Below are 16,854 nucleotides of genomic sequence, written 5' to 3' on the forward strand. Positions count from 1 at the left end.
GGGCAGTTTCCCCGCCCTTTGATGCGTTGACACCCCCTAACATCGGTCTAGGCTCCGCGCAAAGCCTAAACCAGTGGAGAGACAAATGGCCCATATCGACTACTATTTCGCAACGATTTCGCCCTTCACCTACCTGTCCTCTGGCACCGTTGAGGAGATCGTCGCCAAACACGGGGCCACGATCACTTACAAACCGCTCGACATCATGGGTCTCTTCGCCCGCACTGGGGGCGTGCCGCCGAAAGACCGTCACCCGTCGCGGCAGGCGTACCGCCTTGAGGATATGGCGCGCCGGGCCAAGCGCTTGGGCCGTCCGCTGAACCCGCAACCGGCGTTTTGGCCGACCAACCCTGCGCCATCCTCCTATGCGCTGATCGCGGCGCAGAAGGCCGGCGGCGGCGATCTGGGCAAGTTGATGTCGGAACTCACCAGCGCGGTTTGGGCGGGCGAAAAGAACATCGCCGAAGATGACGTGATCCGCGCGGCCCTCTCCGCGGCAGGGTTCGATCCGGCGTTGGCCGATAGCGGCATGCTGGAAGGGGCGGAGGAATACGCCCGCAACCTGGAAGACGCGGTCACCAACAACGTCTTCGGCGCGCCGTTTTTTGTGGTCGACGGCACGGCCCATTTCTGGGGCCAGGACCGGCTTGAGGATATCGACCTCCATCTTGCCGGCGAACTGTGACGCCGGGTCTTCGCACCTGGGGGCAGGAGGCGGAACCTGCCCTTCTGCTGCATTGCTCCTTGGCCCATTCCGGGGCTTGGGATGGTGTGGCCAAGGCACTTTCCGACATCCTGGCCATGACCGCCCCCGACCTGGTCGGTCATGGCCGGGGCCCGGATTGGGACCGGGAGCAAGACTTCCACGATCAGAATACCGATCTTGCCCAGAGCCTCCTGCCTGATCAGCCGTGCCATCTGATCGGTCATAGTTTTGGGGCCACGGTCGCTTTGCGCCTCGCCGAGAGGCTGCCGGACCGAGTGAAAACGTTGACGTTGATCGAGCCGGTGCTGTTTGCCGCGGCGTCGGAGGACCATAGGCGGAACATAAGCCCCTCGGCCAATGCCGAGCGTGCGGCGCTTCGGGAGGGCGGCGATTTTGCCGAAGCCGCCCGCGCGTTTCTGGGCAATTGGGGCAATGGCACGCCCTATGACGCGCTTCCGCCCGCGCAGCAGTGCTATATGTCCGAGCGGATGCCGCTGATCGCGGCGAGCTATCCGGCCCTGCATGAGGATCGCGCTGGTTTGGTGCCCGGGTTGTCGCGGGTGACGATGCCCACGCTCCTTATGTCTGGCGGGGCCTCACCGCCGGTGGTGAGGGCCATCCTCGACCGTTTGGAAGACGGCATTGCCCAAACCCACCGGGCGGAAATCGCGGGGGCGGCGCATATGTTGCCGATCACCCATCCAATGGAGGTGGCTGCCGACATCCGCGCCTTCATCGAAGCCGTCTAAGCGCCTCGAAACAAATCCAAAAGCGCTTGGACTCTCTTTGAACTGCAGGACCAATCGCACACCAAGCGGCAGCGGATCAGCGTGTCATCCGGCCCCTCAAGTGCGGTGTCCGCGCCAAAGAGATAGTATTCCGCACCGGCTGCCTTGGCGCGCCGATGCGCGGCGCGGGGCAGGTCGGCGAAGACGATGTTGGCCTCGGGTGGATGGGCGAGTTCCGCGCCCGGAACCTCCCGCAACCCCTGGGCCAACTCCGCAGAGGCGCGATTGGCGGCCTCGGCCAACCGCCGCCAGAGGCCGTCCTCGACATACGCCGCCATTTGCGCCGAGAGATACCGGTGTTTCGAGGACAGATGCCCGCCGCGCTTCCGGCGCAACTCGAACTCCCAAGCCTGGGCCGGATCGAAGAAAATCACCGCCTCCACCCCGGGGCAGCCATTCTTGGTGCCGCCAAAACTCACCGCATCGATGCCCGCTTTCCAGGTCATCTCCGCCGGGCTACAGCCAAGGGCCGCGCAGGCATTGGCAAACCGGGCCCCGTCGAGATGGGTTGGCAATCCATAGGCCTTGGCCACATCCGTCAAGGCTTTGATCTCGCTGAGAGAATAGATGGTTCCGGCTTCGGTTGCCTGGGTCAAGGACACCGGTCCGCGCTGCGCCGAATGGACGTCCTCCTGCGCCGTTCCGGCGATGGCTTGCCGCAGGCTTTCGGGGCTCATCTTGCCATGCGCGCCGGGGACGAGGGATAGTTTTGCTCCGTTTGAGAAAAACTCCGGCGCGCCGCATTCATCGACCGCGATATGGGCTTCCTCGTGGCAGTAGATCGCCTGCCAAGGCTTTGTCATCAGCGCCAGGGCCAGCGCGTTGGCCGCTGTTCCGGTGCCGACCAGATGCACCGAAGCCTCCGGGGCCTCGAACAGCGCGCCAACCGCCTCAACCGCACGCGCGGTGATCGAGTCATTGCCATAGGGCATCGCATAACCCTCATTGGCGGCGATCAGAGCGGCCATGATCTCCGGCGCGGCGGGTCCGGCATTGTCAGAAGCGAAATTCATGCGCCTGGCTCCTCGATGATATACTCTTCCCACTCGTCTTCGGGGATTTCGAATTCCGGCACCGTGAGCCCGCGCATCGAGACGCCCGCCTCATGCACGGTCTCGGGACTGCCAGAGATCAGATGATGCCACCAAAACAACGGTTTACCCTCGTGCAGCAAGCGATAGGCGCAGGTCTCGGGCATGAAATAGGCCACATCGCCCATGGTCTCCGGCGTCAGTTGGATGCATTCCGGCACCAAGGTTTTGCGGATCCCGTATTGGCCGCAGCGGCATGTGGAATCGTCCAGCAATCGGCATGCCACCCGGGTCAGCGCGACCTCGCCCGTATCTTCGTCTTCAAGTTTATTCAGGCAGCATTTCCCGCAGCCGTCGCAAAGCGCCTCCCACTCTTCGGAGGTCATCTTGCGCATCGGCACCCGCTCCCAGAATCGCTCTCTCATAGGGCGGCCAAAATGGCGCGGGCTTGGGCGCTGTCGGCATCCATTTGGGTGATCAACTTGGCAATTCCGTCGAATTTCACCTCGGGGCGGAGATAGTCGATCAGCCCAACCGACAGATCAGCGCCATAGAGATCGCCAGTGAAATCAAAGAGATAGGTCTCCAAGTTCGGCTCTTGCCCGCCAAACATCGGGCGTACGCCAAGCGAGGCGACGCCGTGATAGGTGCCCTGATGCGCCCCGGTTAGCACATCGACCAGCACCGCATAGACGCCCAGCTTTGGCACATGCAGATTGGCGAGCGACATGTTCGCCGTGGGGTAGCCCAATTCGCGGCCCCGTTTCTCGCCATGCAGAACCGGGCCTTCGATCCGGTGCCAATGGCCCAGCATCGCGGCGGCATCGCGCGGGCGCCCTTCGCTCAGTGCATTGCGGATATTGGTGGAGGAGACCGCGCCGAGATCGCCTTGCATGATCTCCGCAATGGTCACCTCGAACCCGTATCGTGCGCCGAAATCCTGCAATGACTGGGTCGTTCCCTTGCGCCCTCTGCCAAAACAGAAATCCGCACCCACTACCACATGCGCCAGGCCCAAGCCCTCGGCCAGCACATCGCGGGCAAACTCTTCCGCCTCCAAGCCCGACAGCGCATGGTTGAACGCCAGTTCATAGAGAAGGTCGACGCCTAGCTTTTCCAGCCGATGCGCGCGGGCTTCGGCATTCATCAGGCGGAAGGAGGGGCCGTCGTTTGCGAAGAACTCGCGCGGATGTGGCTCAAAGGTCAGGATGCCCAGAGGGGCGTCATGCGCGCGCGCGATGTCGATCACATGCTGATGGCCCAGATGCACACCGTCGAAATTGCCGATGGCGACGCTGGCACCCCGATCTTCGGCAGAGACATATTGATAATCGCGCACAGTCCGCATGGGGACCGGATTAGCCGGGCCGCGCGGGAAGGGCAAGCCGGGCTGGTTAACCAGAAATGAATTACAAAAAACGCCGGATCGCCGGATTTTTGTAACCTATCCTCAGTCGAATTTCCGCGAGGGGGCCAGCACCACGGCCTCGCCTTTCAGCACCACCCGGCCATCGACGGCGCAATGGGTGTCCATCGTCACCCGGCGCTTGCCGAAATCGATATCGGTGACCTGCACCTCGGCGCGGACCATATCGCCGGGACGGACGGGGGCCATGAACTTCAAGCTCTGACCAAGATAGACGGTGCCATGGCCGGGCAATTGCTCGCCAATCACCGCCGAGATCAGACCCGCAGTCAGCATCCCGTGCGCAATCCGTCCTTCGAAGATCGTATCTTGGGCGTAGTCATCATCCAGATGCACGGGATTATGATCGGTGGAGACTTCGGCAAACAGCTCGATATCGCGATCCGTCACCTGTTTCGTCAGATGCCGGGTCATCCCGATCTCGATATCTTCTATACAAATCGTTCCGCGTGGCATGTTGTCGAGCATGGCGTCATTCCCATCTTCCATGCGGGGTGCATAGCGCAAAGATCAGAATGCTGCAATGCAGAAGTAACAAAATGCCAAGATAACCGCTATCTTTCGCAACTATCTTGCGTGCAGATCAGCGGAGATAACCAATGGAATAGGTGCTGCCAATCTGCGCCTCGGCCAAGAAAGCCTCAAGTTTCTCGGGGTTGGCTGGCGATCCGTGCCGGTTTCCACCCGCGCCAACCCGCCGGTGATGAACAGCGTGTCGATATTCTCCCCCATCCCGCCAAGGATGTCGGTGCGGATGCCATCGCCGATCGCCAGGATGCGTTCATCGGGAGTGGCTTTGCCGATCTGTTCCAACCGGCGACGCGCGAGGTCGTAAATCGGCGGATGCGGTTTGCCGAAATAGAGGCTCTCGCCGCCCATCTCGGTATAAAGCTGCGCCAAGGCGCCGGCGCACCATTCACGGGTCTCGCCGCGATCCACAACGATGTCGGGATTGGCGCAGAGCAGTTTCAGCCCTTTGGTCTTGGCATAGAGGAAATCGGGCCGGTTCACGTCGGGGTCGGCCTGGGCGTCAAACGGACCGGTGCAGACGATCCCCTCGGCCTCGGCCAGCGGGACTTGCGTGATATTCACCGCGTTTTCGATCAACTCCATCGGTGCGAAAAACGTCTGATCGCGGTCTTCGCCAATGAAATAGACCTTTTCGCCCACGGCACCGCGCCACATCGCGGCGCGCGCACTGTCGCCGGAGGTGGCAATCACGTCCCAGGCGTCCCGGGGCACGCCCAGCTTTGCGACCTGTTTTTCCACCCCGGCGCGCGGGCGCGGCGCGTTGGTCAGCAGCACGACGGTGCCACCTTGGGCGCGATAGGCCTGCAGCGCGGCGACGGCGGCGGGGAAGGCCTGGATGCCGTCATGGACACAGCCCCAGAGATCGCAAAACAGCGCATCATAGCGGGGGGAAATCTCGGAAAGCTGATCGATAATCTGCGTCATGGGGGCCTCTTGCGCGGGTTGGCCCTCCTTAGGATGGATTGTCGAACGGGGCCAGCCCCACCCATTGCCATACGACGAGAGATGTTTTCATATGAAAACATCCAGAAGACTGTTGCGCCCCTGTCATGTGGGTTTGCGACGGTGGCGGCCAATGTGAGATTGGGGAGCTGAGACCATGTATCTGGTGGAGTTTGGAGCCTTGGTTGTGGCGGCACTGGCCGGGGTGGTGCTGTGCTTGTTGTTGCTGCGCAATCTGGTCCGACCGGAGATTGGGTTCTGGCCCGCCGCGAGTGATCGGCAGAAGACCCTTGCGCTGGTGCTCTTCCGGGTGTTTTGCGCGGCCATGGTGGTGGAGGCGGGGCTGATGCTTTGGCTGCATGGGTTTGGCAACTGGTCGCGCTATGCCATTGGCGTGCCGATTATGGTCGGTGCCTATGCCATGTCGCTCTGGGCCTACAAACATCTGGGCAAAGAAAACACCTATTTCGCGACGGGGGGGTTGGTGACCGGCGGGGTCTATGCGTATTCGCGGAACCCTGGCTATGTCGCGTCGTTGGCGGCGGCGCTTGGGCTGGCGGTGGTTGCCGGGTCTTGGAGCGTGTTGGCCTTGGCGGGTGGTTTGTTCTTGATCTATTTTCTCTTCGCGCTGAACGAAGAGCGATGGCTGCGGCAAGGCTATGGCCACGCCTTTATCGAATATATGCGACAGACGCCGCGTTTTTTGGATTTGCGGAGCTTGGAGCGGGCCCGAGAAGAGCTCTTGGCGCGCCTCTGAGCGACGTCGTCACCGGAGGCGCGGGTGGTCAGACGGCGGCCCATTGCTGAGCCGCCGCCCCGACTGATCAGAGCGAAATGCGGAACCGCGCGAACCCATCCGGCCCGTCGCCTGCCGGTTCGATCGTCACACCTTCCACCGCATCGGAATAGGCGCTGGCCGCCGGGCCGGTGTCGAAGAGGACCGTGGTGCCCGGCATCGGCGCGAAAGACCAGTTGGCATCCGCCGCTGGATTGATCGTGCCCTGTTCGACGATATAGCGGACGATCACATCGCGGTTCGTGTCAGGCCCTTCAAAGACCGTGGTTTCGGGCGAGGCGCCGGGGAAGTTGCCGCCGCCACCCGCTCGGTAATTGTTGGTGGCGATGATGAACTGCTGATCGGGGTCGAGCGGTGCACCGTTATAGGTCAGGTTCACGATCCGCTCCGCGCCTTCGGCGACCACATTGCCGTCGCGGTCATAGCGCGACGGCTGGCTGAGATCGATTTGATACTCCACCCCGTCGATCACGTCGAAATTATACGACGGGAAATCGGGGTTCAGAAGCACCTGATCGGCGCTGCCTGGCTCGATTTGGTTGAACATACCCGCTGAGCGTTCGAGCCAGTCCTGCACCTCGGCCCCGGTCACCAGAACGGCGCGCACCGTGTTGGGATAGAGGTAGAGATCGGCAACGTTTTTGATCGCCACCGCGCCCACGGCCACATCGGTATAGTATTCCGGGCCACCGCGACCGCCGGCCTTGAAGGGCGCCGCCGCCGAGAGGATTGGCAGGCCCTCATATTCTGTGCCCGCCATCATCTGTTCGATATACCAAGTCTGCGCATTTGAGACGACCTGAACCGAGGGGTCATCGGCCACCAGCGCGAAATAGGAGTGCAGCGGCGCGGCGGTCTCGCCCACGGCACGGCGGACATAATCGAGCGTTGCGTCATGTTCGGTCTGCGCTGAGGCCAGGACAGCGGGCGCGCTTTCGACGAGCGCGGTGACCGAGCGGTCTTCCTCGCGGCGCGAAATCGGCCGCGCTTCGGAGGTATGGCCGACGATGCGCCAGCCATTTCCGTCGCGCTCCAGCATCAGGTCGACCAGACCCATATGGCTGCCCCAGAACCCGCCCATCGTTGCCGGTTTGCCCATGATCGTGCCGGCCTCGGCATCGACGCCGGGCGTGTCGGCATAGTCGGGGCCGGGGAAGACCCGGTGATGGTGCCCGGTCAGGATTGCATCAATCCCCTCGATGGCGGCCAGCGGGATGGAGGCGTTTTCCATGCCATCCGTATGATCTGCCGCGCCGATGCCGGAATGGCTGAGCGCGATGATCAGGTCCGCGCCTTGTTCCTTCATCTGCGGGATATAGGCGCGCGCGGTATCGACGATATCGCGGGCCATGACATTGCCTTCCAGATGGCGGCGGTCCCAGGTCATGATCTGCGGCGGGACGAAACCGATCAGGCCGATGCGGATCGGGTGGCTCTCGCCCGCGCCATCGGTGAGCGTGTGGTCAAGGATGACATAAGGCGGCACCAGCGTGGTGTCCTCGGTCGGGCTGGCGCCCATTTCGGTCGCGACATTGGCGCAGACCATGGGGAAATCGGCCCCGGCCAGCGAGTTCATCAGGAAGTTGAGGCCGTAGTTGAACTCGTGATTGCCGAGGGTTGAGCCGTCAAAGCCAAGCGTGTTCATCGCCGCGATGATCGGATGCATGTCGCCTTCGGACATGCCGCGCTCATAGGCGATGTAATCGCCCATCGGGTTGCCCTGAAGGAAGTCGCCATTGTCGAGCAAGAGCGAGTTGGTGGATTCGTCGCGTACCGCCTGGATCAGCGAAGCCGTGCGGGCGAGCCCGACCGTATCGACGGGCCGGTCGCCATAATAATCATAGGGGAAGACATGCACATGGACGTCTGTGGTCTCCATGATCCGGAGATGGGCTTGGTTGGCCTGCGCATTGGCGGAGAAGGGATGCAGCGCGATGAAGCTGGCGGTGGTGCCAAGGAAGGTGCGGCGGTCGAGTAGAAGTGGCATGACGTGAGTCCCCGTTTGTCTGATGCTTCACCCTAACACCGTGCTGCGACATGGCGATTATCATCAAGCAACGGATTGATGACATGCGCCATTTCCCGCCGATCGCGCATTCAAAAGGCGGCCCGCGAAGAGCCGCCTTTTCAAACTGTTACACGCGGTTGGTCAGAGCGTCAGATTCGGAATGATCTGCTTTTTGCGGCTGACAACACCGGGCAGGACCACCGTGTCGCCATCACCGCAGACCGTGGCGAAGCTCTTTTCGGCCAGCTCTTTGGTCAGTTCATTGGGGATCAGCATGGTGGATTCCTCGTTGAGAATGTCCACGATGAAGAGCAGCACTTGATCGACGCTGTCTTCCAGGGCAACGGTCGGCATTGTCTCCATCAGGCTGGCTTTGCGGGCCAAAACGGTCTCGGGCGAGGTGGTCTCCAGGACCGAGACGCGGAAGCTTTTGCCGCCCACTTCGTATTCCTTGCTGTCCATACGCAGCAGCTCGGAATCGGAGAATTCGGAGACATCGGATTTGGCTGCGAACATCTCGGCGGCATAGCTAGGAATGTCGATGCCGAGGTCTTTGGCCAGCGCCTCAGCCACTTCACGATCCACATCCGTGGTCGTGGGGGAGCGGAATTCCAATGTGTCCGACAGAATGCAGGACAGCATCGCGCCCTTGATGCTTTCCGGCATCTTCGCGGCGTCCTCGCCCATCAGGTCATGCATGATCGTGGCGGTGCAGGCGACGGGGCGGATGGTGATGTCGATCGGGCCTTTGGTTTCCAGTCCGCCGACCAACTTGTGGTGGTCGATGATGGCCTGGATATCGGCGCTGTTGATCGCTTCGGGCAGCTCAGCGGGGTTGTTTGTGTCGACGATCACGACAGGCGTGTCTTCGGCGACCTCGGAGATGATTTCGGGCTTGGCGAGCGACCAGCGCTCGAGCACGAAGGTGGCTTCGGTATTGGGTTCCCCCAAAAGCCGCGCTTCCGCAGCTTGGCCTTTCACCTCGGAGAGATACCAGGCCCAGATGAGCGGCGAGCCGGTGGAATCAGTGTCTGGCGATTTATGGCCGAATACGAGCGTGGTCATGGGGCGGATCCCGTCATGTTGTCTGATGTCGGGGGCCTCTTACCCCTAAGGCCGTGGCTTGTCAGGTGCAAAGACTGACGCAGTTTCGGCTTTCGATGCTATTGACCGGGCGCGGGGCCGGTGGGAACGAGCTCGTCCGCCAGAAGGTCGTCCAAGAAAAGGCTCAACAGTTCCAGTCGGCCGGACACCTTGGCCTTGCGATAGACAGCGGCACATTGGGCTTTGACTGTGCCCAGTTTCGTGGCGCGAAGCTCGGCCATATCGGCGATTGCAAAGCCCTTCAGCGCCAAGATCGCCACCTCGCGTTCCGCCGCCGTCAGCGACCATTCGGCAAAGCGGGTTTCCAGAAGGTCGGTAAAGGCGCCCGAGGCGACTTTCAACTGGTCCGACAGTCGGCGCTGTCGGCTCATCATCTGGCGCAGCTCGGAGGCTGTGAAGGCGAGGCTGACAAAGAGCGCGATGGTCACGACCGCTTCGGCCAGGTCGCTTTCGACCAGCAACAGCCCGGTGCCGGGGCTGATGAAATCGAGCGTGATATCCAACAGAAAATAGGCACAGCAGATAGCCTGGAGCGCGAACAGCCCCCAAAGAACAGTATTCCGCGACATCCGTCATCCCCTTTGGCTGCGTCCCCCGGGAACCCCGAGGGACGTGGCTTTGGCCTGCTTAGTCCTCAAGCTCAATCTCGGTCACCATACCGGTTTCAAGCGAGACCTCAATTTCATAGGTCTGCCCATCCATCATGGCATAGGCTTCGAACTCGTCATCTTCGATTTCGGTCTCGGTGATCTCATAGCCTTGCGCGGTCAAGAAGGCGGTGATTTCGGCCTCTGTTGTGCCGGCTCTGTCGCCCTCATTCATCTGCGCGAAAGCGATGCCGGGGATCAGGAGCGCGGCGAGAGCGGTGGCTTTGGTCAGGTTCAACATGAGATGTCCTTTCAAATCGTCTTGGGTGCCGCGGGATTGCGGCTTGGGTGGATCTGGGGGGCATGCACCGCCGGACGGAATTGGACTTTCGGGGGAGGTATTGCGGACTAGGCCGAAGGTTTACGTCGATTTCCTTGGCCGATCTCGCCGCTTGACGCATCTGGGGCGACCTTCGATCTGCGATCCGGTGACATGGCCAATGCAGCGCGCCGATGAGGGCTCAGGTTTTCTGCGAGCCGCCCGTTGACTCGGGTCCAGGCTTTGCCTATCTCCGCTCCGTTATCACTCAAGAGAGACGAGTGCTAACGCCATGGGAGAAACCAACGAACCGAAGGAGTGTTCGAGAAATGGCTTTTACACCGCTGCATGACCGTGTGTTGGTCGAACGCGTCGAAAGCGACGAGAAAACCGCAGGCGGGCTGATCATCCCCGACAGCGCGAAAGAGAAACCCGCCGAGGGCCTGGTTGTGGCCGTGGGCGCAGGGGCCAAAGACGATGATGGCGACCGGATCGCCATGGACGTCAAAGAAGGCGACAAAATCCTGTTCGGCAAATGGTCGGGCACGGAAGTCACCGTTGACGGCAAAGAGCTGTTGATCATGAAGGAAAGCGACATCCTCGGCATCATCGCCTGAGCACAACGCTTCCAATCTAAATCTATTCAATAGGAGCACATTATGGCTGCTAAAGACGTCAAGTTTGATACCGACGCCCGCAACCGCATGCTCGCTGGCGTGAACACGCTGGCCGACGCAGTGAAAGTCACCCTGGGTCCGAAAGGCCGCAACGTGGTGATCGAGAAATCCTTCGGCGCTCCGCGCATCACCAAAGACGGTGTGACGGTTGCCAAGGAAATCGAACTGGAAGACAAGTTCGAAAACATGGGCGCGCAGATGGTGAAAGAAGTCGCCAGCCGCACCAATGACGAAGCTGGCGACGGCACCACCACCGCGACCGTGCTGGCGCAAGCCATCATCCGCGAAGGTCTGAAATCGGTTGCCGCTGGCATGAACCCGATGGACCTGAAGCGCGGCATCGACATGGCCGTGGCCAAAGTGATCGGCGAGATCCAAGGCGCGGCCCGCGAAGTCAAAGACTCCGACGAAGTGGCGCAGGTTGGCACCATCTCCGCCAATGGCGAAGCCGAGATTGGCCGTCAGATCGCCGACGCGATGCAGAAAGTCGGCAATGACGGCGTGATCACTGTCGAAGAGAACAAGGGCCTGGAGACCGAGACCGAGGTCGTCGAAGGCATGCAGTTCGACCGTGGCTACCTGAGCCCCTACTTCGTCACCAACCCGGACAAGATGATTGCCGAGCTGGAAGACTGCATGGTGCTGTTGCACGAGAAGAAACTCTCCTCGCTGCAGCCGATGGTTCCGCTTCTGGAAACCGTTATCCAGTCGGGCAAACCGCTTCTCATCATCGCTGAAGATGTCGAAGGCGAAGCGCTGGCGACCCTCGTGGTCAACAAACTGCGCGGTGGTCTGAAAATCGCGGCTGTCAAAGCACCTGGCTTCGGCGATCGCCGGAAAGCCATGCTGCAGGACATCGGCATTCTGACCGGTGGTCAGGTGATCTCCGAAGATCTCGGCATGAAGCTCGAAAACGTGACCATGGATATGCTCGGCACCGCCAAGCGCATCACGATCACCAAAGACGAGACCACCGTGATCGACGGCAACGGCGAAAAGGCCGAGATCGAAGCCCGTGTGGCCCAGATCCGTCAGCAGATCGAAGAAACCACCTCCGATTACGACCGTGAGAAACTGCAAGAGCGCGTGGCCAAACTGGCTGGCGGTGTTGCCGTGATCCGCGTTGGTGGCATGACCGAAGTGGAAGTGAAAGAGCGCAAAGACCGCGTTGATGACGCGCTGAACGCAACCCGTGCTGCTGTGCAGGAAGGTGTTGTTGTGGGTGGCGGTGTCGCTCTGGTCCAGGGTGCGAAAGTGCTGGCCGATATGACCGGTGATAACTCCGATCAGAACGCCGGTATCGCCATCGTGCGCAAAGCCCTCGAAGCCCCGCTGCGTCAGATTGCTGAGAACGCAGGCGTCGACGGGTCGGTCGTGGCTGGCAAAATCCGCGAGAGCAGCGACGCCGCCTTCGGCTTCAACGCACAAGCGGAAGAATATGGCGACATGTTCGCCTTCGGTGTGATCGACCCTGCCAAAGTGGTTCGGACCGCTCTGGAAGATGCAGCTTCGGTTGCCTCGCTCCTGATCACCACCGAAGCCATGGTTGCCGACAAGCCCTCCAAAGACGGTGGGGCCGCTGGTGGCGGCATGCCCGACATGGGCGGCATGGGCGGCATGATGTAAGCACCGAATTCGCATCGCGAATTCGTGCATCGCCTGGCAGGCGCTTTCCAAAGGAAAGAGGCCAAACGGGCAAAGCCGATAGCATTGAGGGAGGCGCTGCATTTGCGGCGCCTCTTTTCTTTGCCGCGGCCCGAGCGCCCCCTTTTCTTCCCCGCGCAACCCGTGCCATCGTCCGCCTGAAAGCGAAAGGACATGGGATGGAGCGGATTGGTGTTGTCGGCCTCGGCCGATGGGCAGTGCGATGGCCCAGAGATTTCAAGCTGAGGGGGTGCCGGTGATGGGCTGGACCCGCAGCGGCCGCAGTGTCGCCGGCATTGCATCGGCACCGGATCTCGCCGCGCTTGTGGCGGAGAGCGATGTTTTGGTGCTGTCGCTTTATGATGACGCGGCAGTGACCGATATGCTTGACGCCCTATTGGCGCTTGATCTGACAGGCAAGCTGATCGTCGAGACCAGCACGGTCGCGCCGTCCTGCCTCACCGACCGGATTGAGGCGTTTGCCGCCAAAGGCGCGGGCGCGGTGGATGCGCCGATTGCGGGCGGGCCGGAGTTGGTTCTGGCCGGGCAATGCGGCATTTGCGTGGGCGGTGAGGACGTCGCGGCGAAACGCGCGCTTACAGTGCTTGCGGCGCTGACCGAGCGGGTCTTTCATGTGGGCCCGCTTGGCACCGGTATGGTCATGAAAGTCATCAACAATTCGATGTTGCAGACTTATGTCACCGGCCTTGTGGAGATGATGCGGCTGGCCAAGCGCGCGGGCCTGCCGCTGGAAACGGCAATCAAGATCGTCAGCCATGGCCCGGCGGGGGTGCCGATGGTGGCCGCCCGTATTCCGAAAATCTTGGGCGAGGATAAAGAGGTTGGGTTTACCGTTGCGGGTATCCTGAAGGACAATGAAGTGTTTCAACGGGTCGCGCGGGATTTTGGTGTCGAGGCTCCGTCTCTTGCGGCGGCTGAGTTGATGCAGAACGAAGGTATTGCTTTGGGTCTTGCCGATCAGGACCCTGCTGCGTTGATTGCCGAGGCCTATGCCCGCGCCTGACATCGCCCATTTGCCACCGCTGACCTTTCGAGGGGCAGAGGTTTTGCGGCCCGATGGTTTGGTTCGCGATGATCTGAGCCTGTCTGAGGGGCGTGTGGCTGAGGCTGACGGTCGGGTGATCGATTTGACTGGTTTCCTTGTTCTCCCTGGCATTGTCGACGTGCATGGCGACGCCTTTGAGCGGCATCTGGCGCCCCGGCGCGGGGCGGTGACTGATCTGTCCCTTGGGCTTCGCGCGGTTGAGACCGAACTTGCGGCCAATGGCATCACGACCGCCTGGCTGGCGCAGTTCTGGAGCTGGGAGGGCGGTATGCGCGGTCCGGAATTCGCAGTCTCTTTGGCGGAGGCGCTGGCGGCTTACGAGGCGCAACTTGACCTGCGGATGCAGTTGCGGCTGGAGATCGGCTGTTACAATGATTTTGATGCGGTTCGCGCCCTGATCAAACGGCATCGGATTGGGTATGTGGTGGTGAACGACCACCTGCCGCATCGCGCGCTGTCGCAAGGAAAACGCCCCCCGCGCCTGGAGGGCCAAGCACTGAAATCGCGCCGCTCCCCTGCGGATCATCTGGCGCTGTTGCAGCGTTTACATGACGGAATGCCGGAGGCCCGCGCGGCCCTACCAGACCTCGCGGCGGCGCTCAGGGCGGATGGGGTGATTTTGGGCAGCCATGACGATGAGACAGCCGAGGCGCGGGCCCTGTTCCGCGCGCTTGGCGTCGGTATTTCGGAATTCCCGACCACGAAAGCCGCGGCGCAGGGCGCAATGGCGGCGGGCGATCCGGTTGTGATGGGGGCGCCCAATGTGCTTCGGGGCGGTAGCCATGACGGACGGCTCTCCGCCGAAGAGGTGATTGCCGCGGGCGCGGTGACGGCGCTGGCGTCGGATTATCATTACCCGACGCCGCTTCAGGCAGCGTTCAAATTGGTCGATACCGGGATGCCGCTGACCGAGGCCTGGGGATTGGTCTCGACAGGTCCGGCGCGGATGATGGGCCTGACGGATCGCGGCGCACTCGCGCCCGGACGGCGCGCCGACTTGGTGATCGTCGAGGCGGACACGCGCCGCGTGGCCGGAACCATCGCCGGCGGGCGGATGGCATATTTGGCCGGGGAACTGGCGTTGAGGATGATCCCATGATGCGCCTGATCCTGCTCACCTGCTTGACCATGGTGGCTTTTGCCGCCAACTCGATCCTCAATCGGATGGCGGTTGGCGCGGGCCATATCGGAGCGCTGGAATTCTCGCTCATTCGGGTCATTGCCGGTGCCGTAATGCTGGCAGCTCTGGTGGTGTTGAGCCGAAAAAGCTTGCCGATTTTCCATACGAAGCGGCTTTGGGGGGCACTTGTGCTTAGCCTCTATCTCCTCGGGTTCTCGGTTGCCTATCTGCAGCTTGATGCGGGGCTTGGCGCGTTGATCCTCTTCGGCGTTGTGCAGGTGACGATGTTTGGCGGTGCCCTTGTCGCGGGTGATGCGGTGCCACGCCGCCGCTGGATCGGCGCGGGTTTGGCGCTTGCGGGGCTGATCTGGCTGATGTGGCCCGGCGAGGCCTTTGCGGTTCCGCTGATCGCGGGCGGGATGATGATGCTCGCGGGTGTCGGGTGGGGCCTCTATTCCTTGGCGGGCCGTGGCGCCAAGGAACCCTTGGCGGATACGGCGGCGAATTTCATCCTGGCGGTGCCGATGTTTTGGCTGCCGATGCTGTTTTTGCCGGTGCAGTTGGATGCGGTCGCGACCACCCAGATCGGCGTTATCCTGGCCGTGATCTGCGGCGCGGTGACCTCGGGCCTAGGATATGCGCTCTGGTATACGGTTCTGCCGCGCTTGGGTGCGTCAGCCGGTGGATTGGTGCAACTGACCGTCCCGGTGATCGCGATCCTGGGCGGCGTGGCCTTGTTGGGGGAGGCGGTGAGCTGGCGGCTTGTGGGGGCCAGTGCCCTGGTTTTGGGCGGGATTGCCTATGGATTGGTTCAGCGCAAGATCGGTTCCAACGGATCGTAAATCAGACCATCGCCCCAGGCAGCCTCGGCCAAGCTGTCGGGTTTCACGCGCAGGGTTTCGAGGTCATCACGTGTGACGAGGCGGCGATGGCTGACGATGCCTTCGGGATCAGTCCAATGGTCAGAGATTTGGCCAGCCTCATGGGTCACGCGGAAATAGATGTCGACCTGGTGGAAGCTGCCGTTGGGATCATGGAATTCATTGACCAGACAGGGCGCATCGACGGAGATCGTCAGCCCGGTCTCCTCATGAAACTCGCGGATCAGATTATCGGGCAGTGAGCTGCCCCGATCCACGCCGCCGCCCGGGGCGCACCAAAGGTCGGTGCGACCGGGCCAGGCATTGACCAGAAGCAAGCGGTTTTCGATGAGAAGCAGGCCGCGGACGGAGAGCCGGGGATTGGGGTTCGACATGGGCCCGATGCTGCCCCGAGCCGCGCGGCGGTGCAACTGGAGGATTTCCCCCTCGCAGGGGGCGCTTTGCGGCCTTAGATAGGGTCTATGCGTTTTGTCTTGGCCCTGTTGCTGCTTACGATCCTTCCCGCCGCCCCGGCGCGGGCGGATTGTGTGGTGCTGCTACATGGGCTGGCGCGGAGTGCGGGCTCTTTAGCGGTGATGGAAGAGGCGTTGGAGGCGGCGGGTTATCAGGTGGTGAATCGCAGTTACCCCTCGACCCGCGCCTCGATTGCGGAACTGGCCTCGACGACGATTTTCCCGGCGATGGCACGCTGCGGTGCTGAAGAGGTGCATTTTGTGACGCACTCCATGGGCGGCATCTTGGTGCGCCACTGGTTGTCACAACATCGACCGGTGCGGTTGGGACGGGTGGTGATGCTGGCGCCGCCCAATAGCGGCTCCGAGTTGGTTGATGTGTTTGGGCCGTTGGAGCCGTTTGAATGGCTGAACGGTCCGGCGGGGCAAGAACTGGGCACCGGTGCGCAGGATTTGCCGAACCGCTTGCCCGAGGTCGATTTTCCCCTTGGTGTGATTGCCGGGGATCGGACGTTGAACCCGATCTATTCGGCCCTGATCGAGGGGGCGGATGATGGCAAAGTGGCGGTCGAAAGCACGCGGGTAGCAGGTATGGCGGACCATATCGTGTTGCCGGTGACCCATACATTCATGATGAACAACCCTTTGGTAATTGCGGAGGTTTTGGCCTTCTTGGACACGGGCGTGTTTGATCATGAGATGGATCTGTTTGGCGCGATCGAGATCTTGGCAGACTAGGACTGCGCCCGGGCGAGGCCCGTGGCGCGGGCGGGGGC

18 protein-coding genes and 1 pseudogene are annotated in these 16,854 nt (G+C 61.8%); 9 read left to right on the plus strand and 10 right to left on the minus strand.

Translation table 11 applies throughout. The features are described from left to right. Window positions 1-85: 85 nt before the first annotated feature. Together QTA57_RS09080 and QTA57_RS09085 are read left to right on the plus strand one after the other, a co-directional pair. Window positions 86-685, plus strand: a complete 600-nt coding sequence (locus QTA57_RS09080; RefSeq protein ID WP_290154691.1) for a 2-hydroxychromene-2-carboxylate isomerase — start codon at window positions 86-88, stop codon at window positions 683-685. Then, on the plus strand, window positions 682-1,455 hold the full coding sequence (locus tag QTA57_RS09085) for an alpha/beta fold hydrolase (protein WP_290154692.1): 774 nt from the start codon (window positions 682-684) through the stop codon (window positions 1,453-1,455). The genes QTA57_RS09080 and QTA57_RS09085 overlap by 4 nt, the downstream gene beginning before the upstream one ends. Here the strand turns inward: QTA57_RS09085 and QTA57_RS09090 are convergent. The 5 genes and pseudogenes from QTA57_RS09090 to QTA57_RS09110 form a co-directional block, all read right to left on the minus strand. After that, window positions 1,452-2,507: a threonine aldolase family protein gene (locus QTA57_RS09090; RefSeq protein WP_290154694.1), complete on the minus strand. Its 1,056-nt coding sequence runs from the start codon at window positions 2,505-2,507 to the stop codon at window positions 1,452-1,454. The two genes, QTA57_RS09085 and QTA57_RS09090, sit on opposite strands and share 4 nt — an antisense overlap. Next, window positions 2,504-2,950 (minus strand): YcgN family cysteine cluster protein, encoded by a 447-nt coding sequence (locus QTA57_RS09095; protein ID WP_290154697.1) that lies wholly within the window; start codon window positions 2,948-2,950, stop codon window positions 2,504-2,506. Before QTA57_RS09095 ends, QTA57_RS09090 begins: the two co-directional genes overlap by 4 nt. Continuing rightward, window positions 2,947-3,873, minus strand: coding sequence for a bifunctional riboflavin kinase/FAD synthetase (locus QTA57_RS09100; RefSeq protein WP_290154698.1), 927 nt, complete (start codon window positions 3,871-3,873; stop codon window positions 2,947-2,949). Before QTA57_RS09100 ends, QTA57_RS09095 begins: the two co-directional genes overlap by 4 nt. A 102-nt stretch (window positions 3,874-3,975) precedes the next feature. Next, complete coding sequence (locus QTA57_RS09105; protein ID WP_290154832.1) at window positions 3,976-4,419, minus strand: MaoC family dehydratase; 444 nt, start codon at window positions 4,417-4,419, stop codon at window positions 3,976-3,978. Between the two features lie 115 nt (window positions 4,420-4,534). Further along, a pseudogene (locus QTA57_RS09110) lies at window positions 4,535-5,406 on the minus strand (TIGR01459 family HAD-type hydrolase). Between the two features lie 175 nt (window positions 5,407-5,581). On the opposite strand from QTA57_RS09110, the gene QTA57_RS09115 reads away from it, so the two are divergent. Beyond that, the gene (locus QTA57_RS09115) at window positions 5,582-6,181 is read left to right on the plus strand and encodes a methyltransferase family protein (protein ID WP_290154701.1); all 600 of its coding nucleotides are present in this window, start codon (window positions 5,582-5,584) and stop codon (window positions 6,179-6,181) included. A 67-nt stretch (window positions 6,182-6,248) separates the two neighbouring features. Here QTA57_RS09115 and QTA57_RS09120 read toward each other — a convergent pair whose 3' ends face one another. From QTA57_RS09120 to QTA57_RS09135, 4 genes are all read right to left on the minus strand, one after another. Further along, on the minus strand, window positions 6,249-8,207 hold the full coding sequence (locus QTA57_RS09120) for a bifunctional 2',3'-cyclic-nucleotide 2'-phosphodiesterase/3'-nucleotidase (protein ID WP_290154702.1): 1,959 nt from the start codon (window positions 8,205-8,207) through the stop codon (window positions 6,249-6,251). A gap of 162 nt (window positions 8,208-8,369) precedes the next feature. Continuing rightward, window positions 8,370-9,293, minus strand: coding sequence for a manganese-dependent inorganic pyrophosphatase (locus QTA57_RS09125; RefSeq protein WP_290154705.1), 924 nt, complete (start codon window positions 9,291-9,293; stop codon window positions 8,370-8,372). Window positions 9,294-9,391: 98 nt separating this feature from the next. Next, complete coding sequence (locus QTA57_RS09130; RefSeq protein ID WP_290154708.1) at window positions 9,392-9,901, minus strand: helix-turn-helix transcriptional regulator; 510 nt, start codon at window positions 9,899-9,901, stop codon at window positions 9,392-9,394. A 58-nt stretch (window positions 9,902-9,959) separates the two neighbouring features. Further along, on the minus strand, window positions 9,960-10,220 hold the full coding sequence (locus QTA57_RS09135; RefSeq protein WP_145215941.1) for a PepSY domain-containing protein: 261 nt from the start codon (window positions 10,218-10,220) through the stop codon (window positions 9,960-9,962). A gap of 347 nt (window positions 10,221-10,567) precedes the next feature. Between QTA57_RS09135 and groES the strand changes: the two genes are divergently transcribed. From groES to QTA57_RS09160, 5 genes are all read left to right on the plus strand, one after another. Continuing rightward, complete coding sequence (gene groES, locus QTA57_RS09140) at window positions 10,568-10,855, plus strand: co-chaperone GroES (RefSeq protein ID WP_145215945.1); 288 nt, start codon at window positions 10,568-10,570, stop codon at window positions 10,853-10,855. A 42-nt stretch (window positions 10,856-10,897) separates the two neighbouring features. Beyond that, the gene (gene groL, locus QTA57_RS09145) at window positions 10,898-12,541 is read left to right on the plus strand and encodes a chaperonin GroEL (protein ID WP_145215948.1); all 1,644 of its coding nucleotides are present in this window, start codon (window positions 10,898-10,900) and stop codon (window positions 12,539-12,541) included. A gap of 241 nt (window positions 12,542-12,782) precedes the next feature. Further along, window positions 12,783-13,583 (plus strand): NAD(P)-dependent oxidoreductase, encoded by an 801-nt coding sequence (locus tag QTA57_RS09150; protein ID WP_290154710.1) that lies wholly within the window; start codon window positions 12,783-12,785, stop codon window positions 13,581-13,583. Then, window positions 13,570-14,724, plus strand: a complete 1,155-nt coding sequence (locus QTA57_RS09155) for an alpha-D-ribose 1-methylphosphonate 5-triphosphate diphosphatase (RefSeq protein ID WP_290154712.1) — start codon at window positions 13,570-13,572, stop codon at window positions 14,722-14,724. Before QTA57_RS09150 ends, QTA57_RS09155 begins: the two co-directional genes overlap by 14 nt. Next, on the plus strand, window positions 14,721-15,587 hold the full coding sequence (locus tag QTA57_RS09160; RefSeq protein ID WP_330696793.1) for a DMT family transporter: 867 nt from the start codon (window positions 14,721-14,723) through the stop codon (window positions 15,585-15,587). Before QTA57_RS09155 ends, QTA57_RS09160 begins: the two co-directional genes overlap by 4 nt. On the opposite strand, the gene QTA57_RS09165 is transcribed toward QTA57_RS09160, so the two are convergent. Next, window positions 15,557-16,000: an NUDIX domain-containing protein gene (locus QTA57_RS09165; RefSeq protein ID WP_290154713.1), complete on the minus strand. Its 444-nt coding sequence runs from the start codon at window positions 15,998-16,000 to the stop codon at window positions 15,557-15,559. The two genes, QTA57_RS09160 and QTA57_RS09165, sit on opposite strands and share 31 nt — an antisense overlap. 87 nt (window positions 16,001-16,087) lie before the next feature. On the opposite strand from QTA57_RS09165, the gene QTA57_RS09170 reads away from it, so the two are divergent. Next, window positions 16,088-16,816, plus strand: coding sequence for an alpha/beta fold hydrolase (locus QTA57_RS09170; protein WP_290154716.1), 729 nt, complete (start codon window positions 16,088-16,090; stop codon window positions 16,814-16,816). The last annotated feature ends 38 nt before the right edge of the window (window positions 16,817-16,854 follow it).

The organism is Fontisubflavum oceani (genome assembly GCF_030407165.1).
GTDB lineage: Bacteria > Pseudomonadota > Alphaproteobacteria > Rhodobacterales > Rhodobacteraceae > Rhodophyticola > Rhodophyticola oceani.

Bases quoted from the DNA above. Each gene is read 5' to 3' on its own strand.
- groES (WP_145215945.1), top strand. From the start codon at position 10,568: ATGGCTTTTACACCGCTGCATGACCGTGTGTTGGTCGAACGCGTCGAA.
- QTA57_RS09160 (WP_330696793.1), top strand. From the start codon at position 14,721: ATGATGCGCCTGATCCTGCTCACCTGCTTGACCATGGTGGCTTTTGCC.
- QTA57_RS09135 (WP_145215941.1), bottom strand. From the start codon at position 10,220: ATGTTGAACCTGACCAAAGCCACCGCTCTCGCCGCGCTCCTGATCCCC.
- QTA57_RS09130 (WP_290154708.1), bottom strand. From the start codon at position 9,901: ATGTCGCGGAATACTGTTCTTTGGGGGCTGTTCGCGCTCCAGGCTATC.
- groL (WP_145215948.1), top strand. From the start codon at position 10,898: ATGGCTGCTAAAGACGTCAAGTTTGATACCGACGCCCGCAACCGCATG.
- QTA57_RS09165 (WP_290154713.1), bottom strand. From the start codon at position 16,000: ATGTCGAACCCCAATCCCCGGCTCTCCGTCCGCGGCCTGCTTCTCATC.
- QTA57_RS09155 (WP_290154712.1), top strand. From the start codon at position 13,570: ATGCCCGCGCCTGACATCGCCCATTTGCCACCGCTGACCTTTCGAGGG.
- QTA57_RS09080 (WP_290154691.1), top strand. From the start codon at position 86: ATGGCCCATATCGACTACTATTTCGCAACGATTTCGCCCTTCACCTAC.
- QTA57_RS09115 (WP_290154701.1), top strand. From the start codon at position 5,582: ATGTATCTGGTGGAGTTTGGAGCCTTGGTTGTGGCGGCACTGGCCGGG.
- QTA57_RS09125 (WP_290154705.1), bottom strand. From the start codon at position 9,293: ATGACCACGCTCGTATTCGGCCATAAATCGCCAGACACTGATTCCACC.
- QTA57_RS09120 (WP_290154702.1), bottom strand. From the start codon at position 8,207: ATGCCACTTCTACTCGACCGCCGCACCTTCCTTGGCACCACCGCCAGC.
- QTA57_RS09100 (WP_290154698.1), bottom strand. From the start codon at position 3,873: ATGCGGACTGTGCGCGATTATCAATATGTCTCTGCCGAAGATCGGGGT.
- QTA57_RS09105 (WP_290154832.1), bottom strand. From the start codon at position 4,419: ATGCTCGACAACATGCCACGCGGAACGATTTGTATAGAAGATATCGAG.
- QTA57_RS09095 (WP_290154697.1), bottom strand. From the start codon at position 2,950: ATGAGAGAGCGATTCTGGGAGCGGGTGCCGATGCGCAAGATGACCTCC.
- QTA57_RS09090 (WP_290154694.1), bottom strand. From the start codon at position 2,507: ATGAATTTCGCTTCTGACAATGCCGGACCCGCCGCGCCGGAGATCATG.
- QTA57_RS09170 (WP_290154716.1), top strand. From the start codon at position 16,088: ATGCGTTTTGTCTTGGCCCTGTTGCTGCTTACGATCCTTCCCGCCGCC.
- QTA57_RS09150 (WP_290154710.1), top strand. From the start codon at position 12,783: ATGGCCCAGAGATTTCAAGCTGAGGGGGTGCCGGTGATGGGCTGGACC.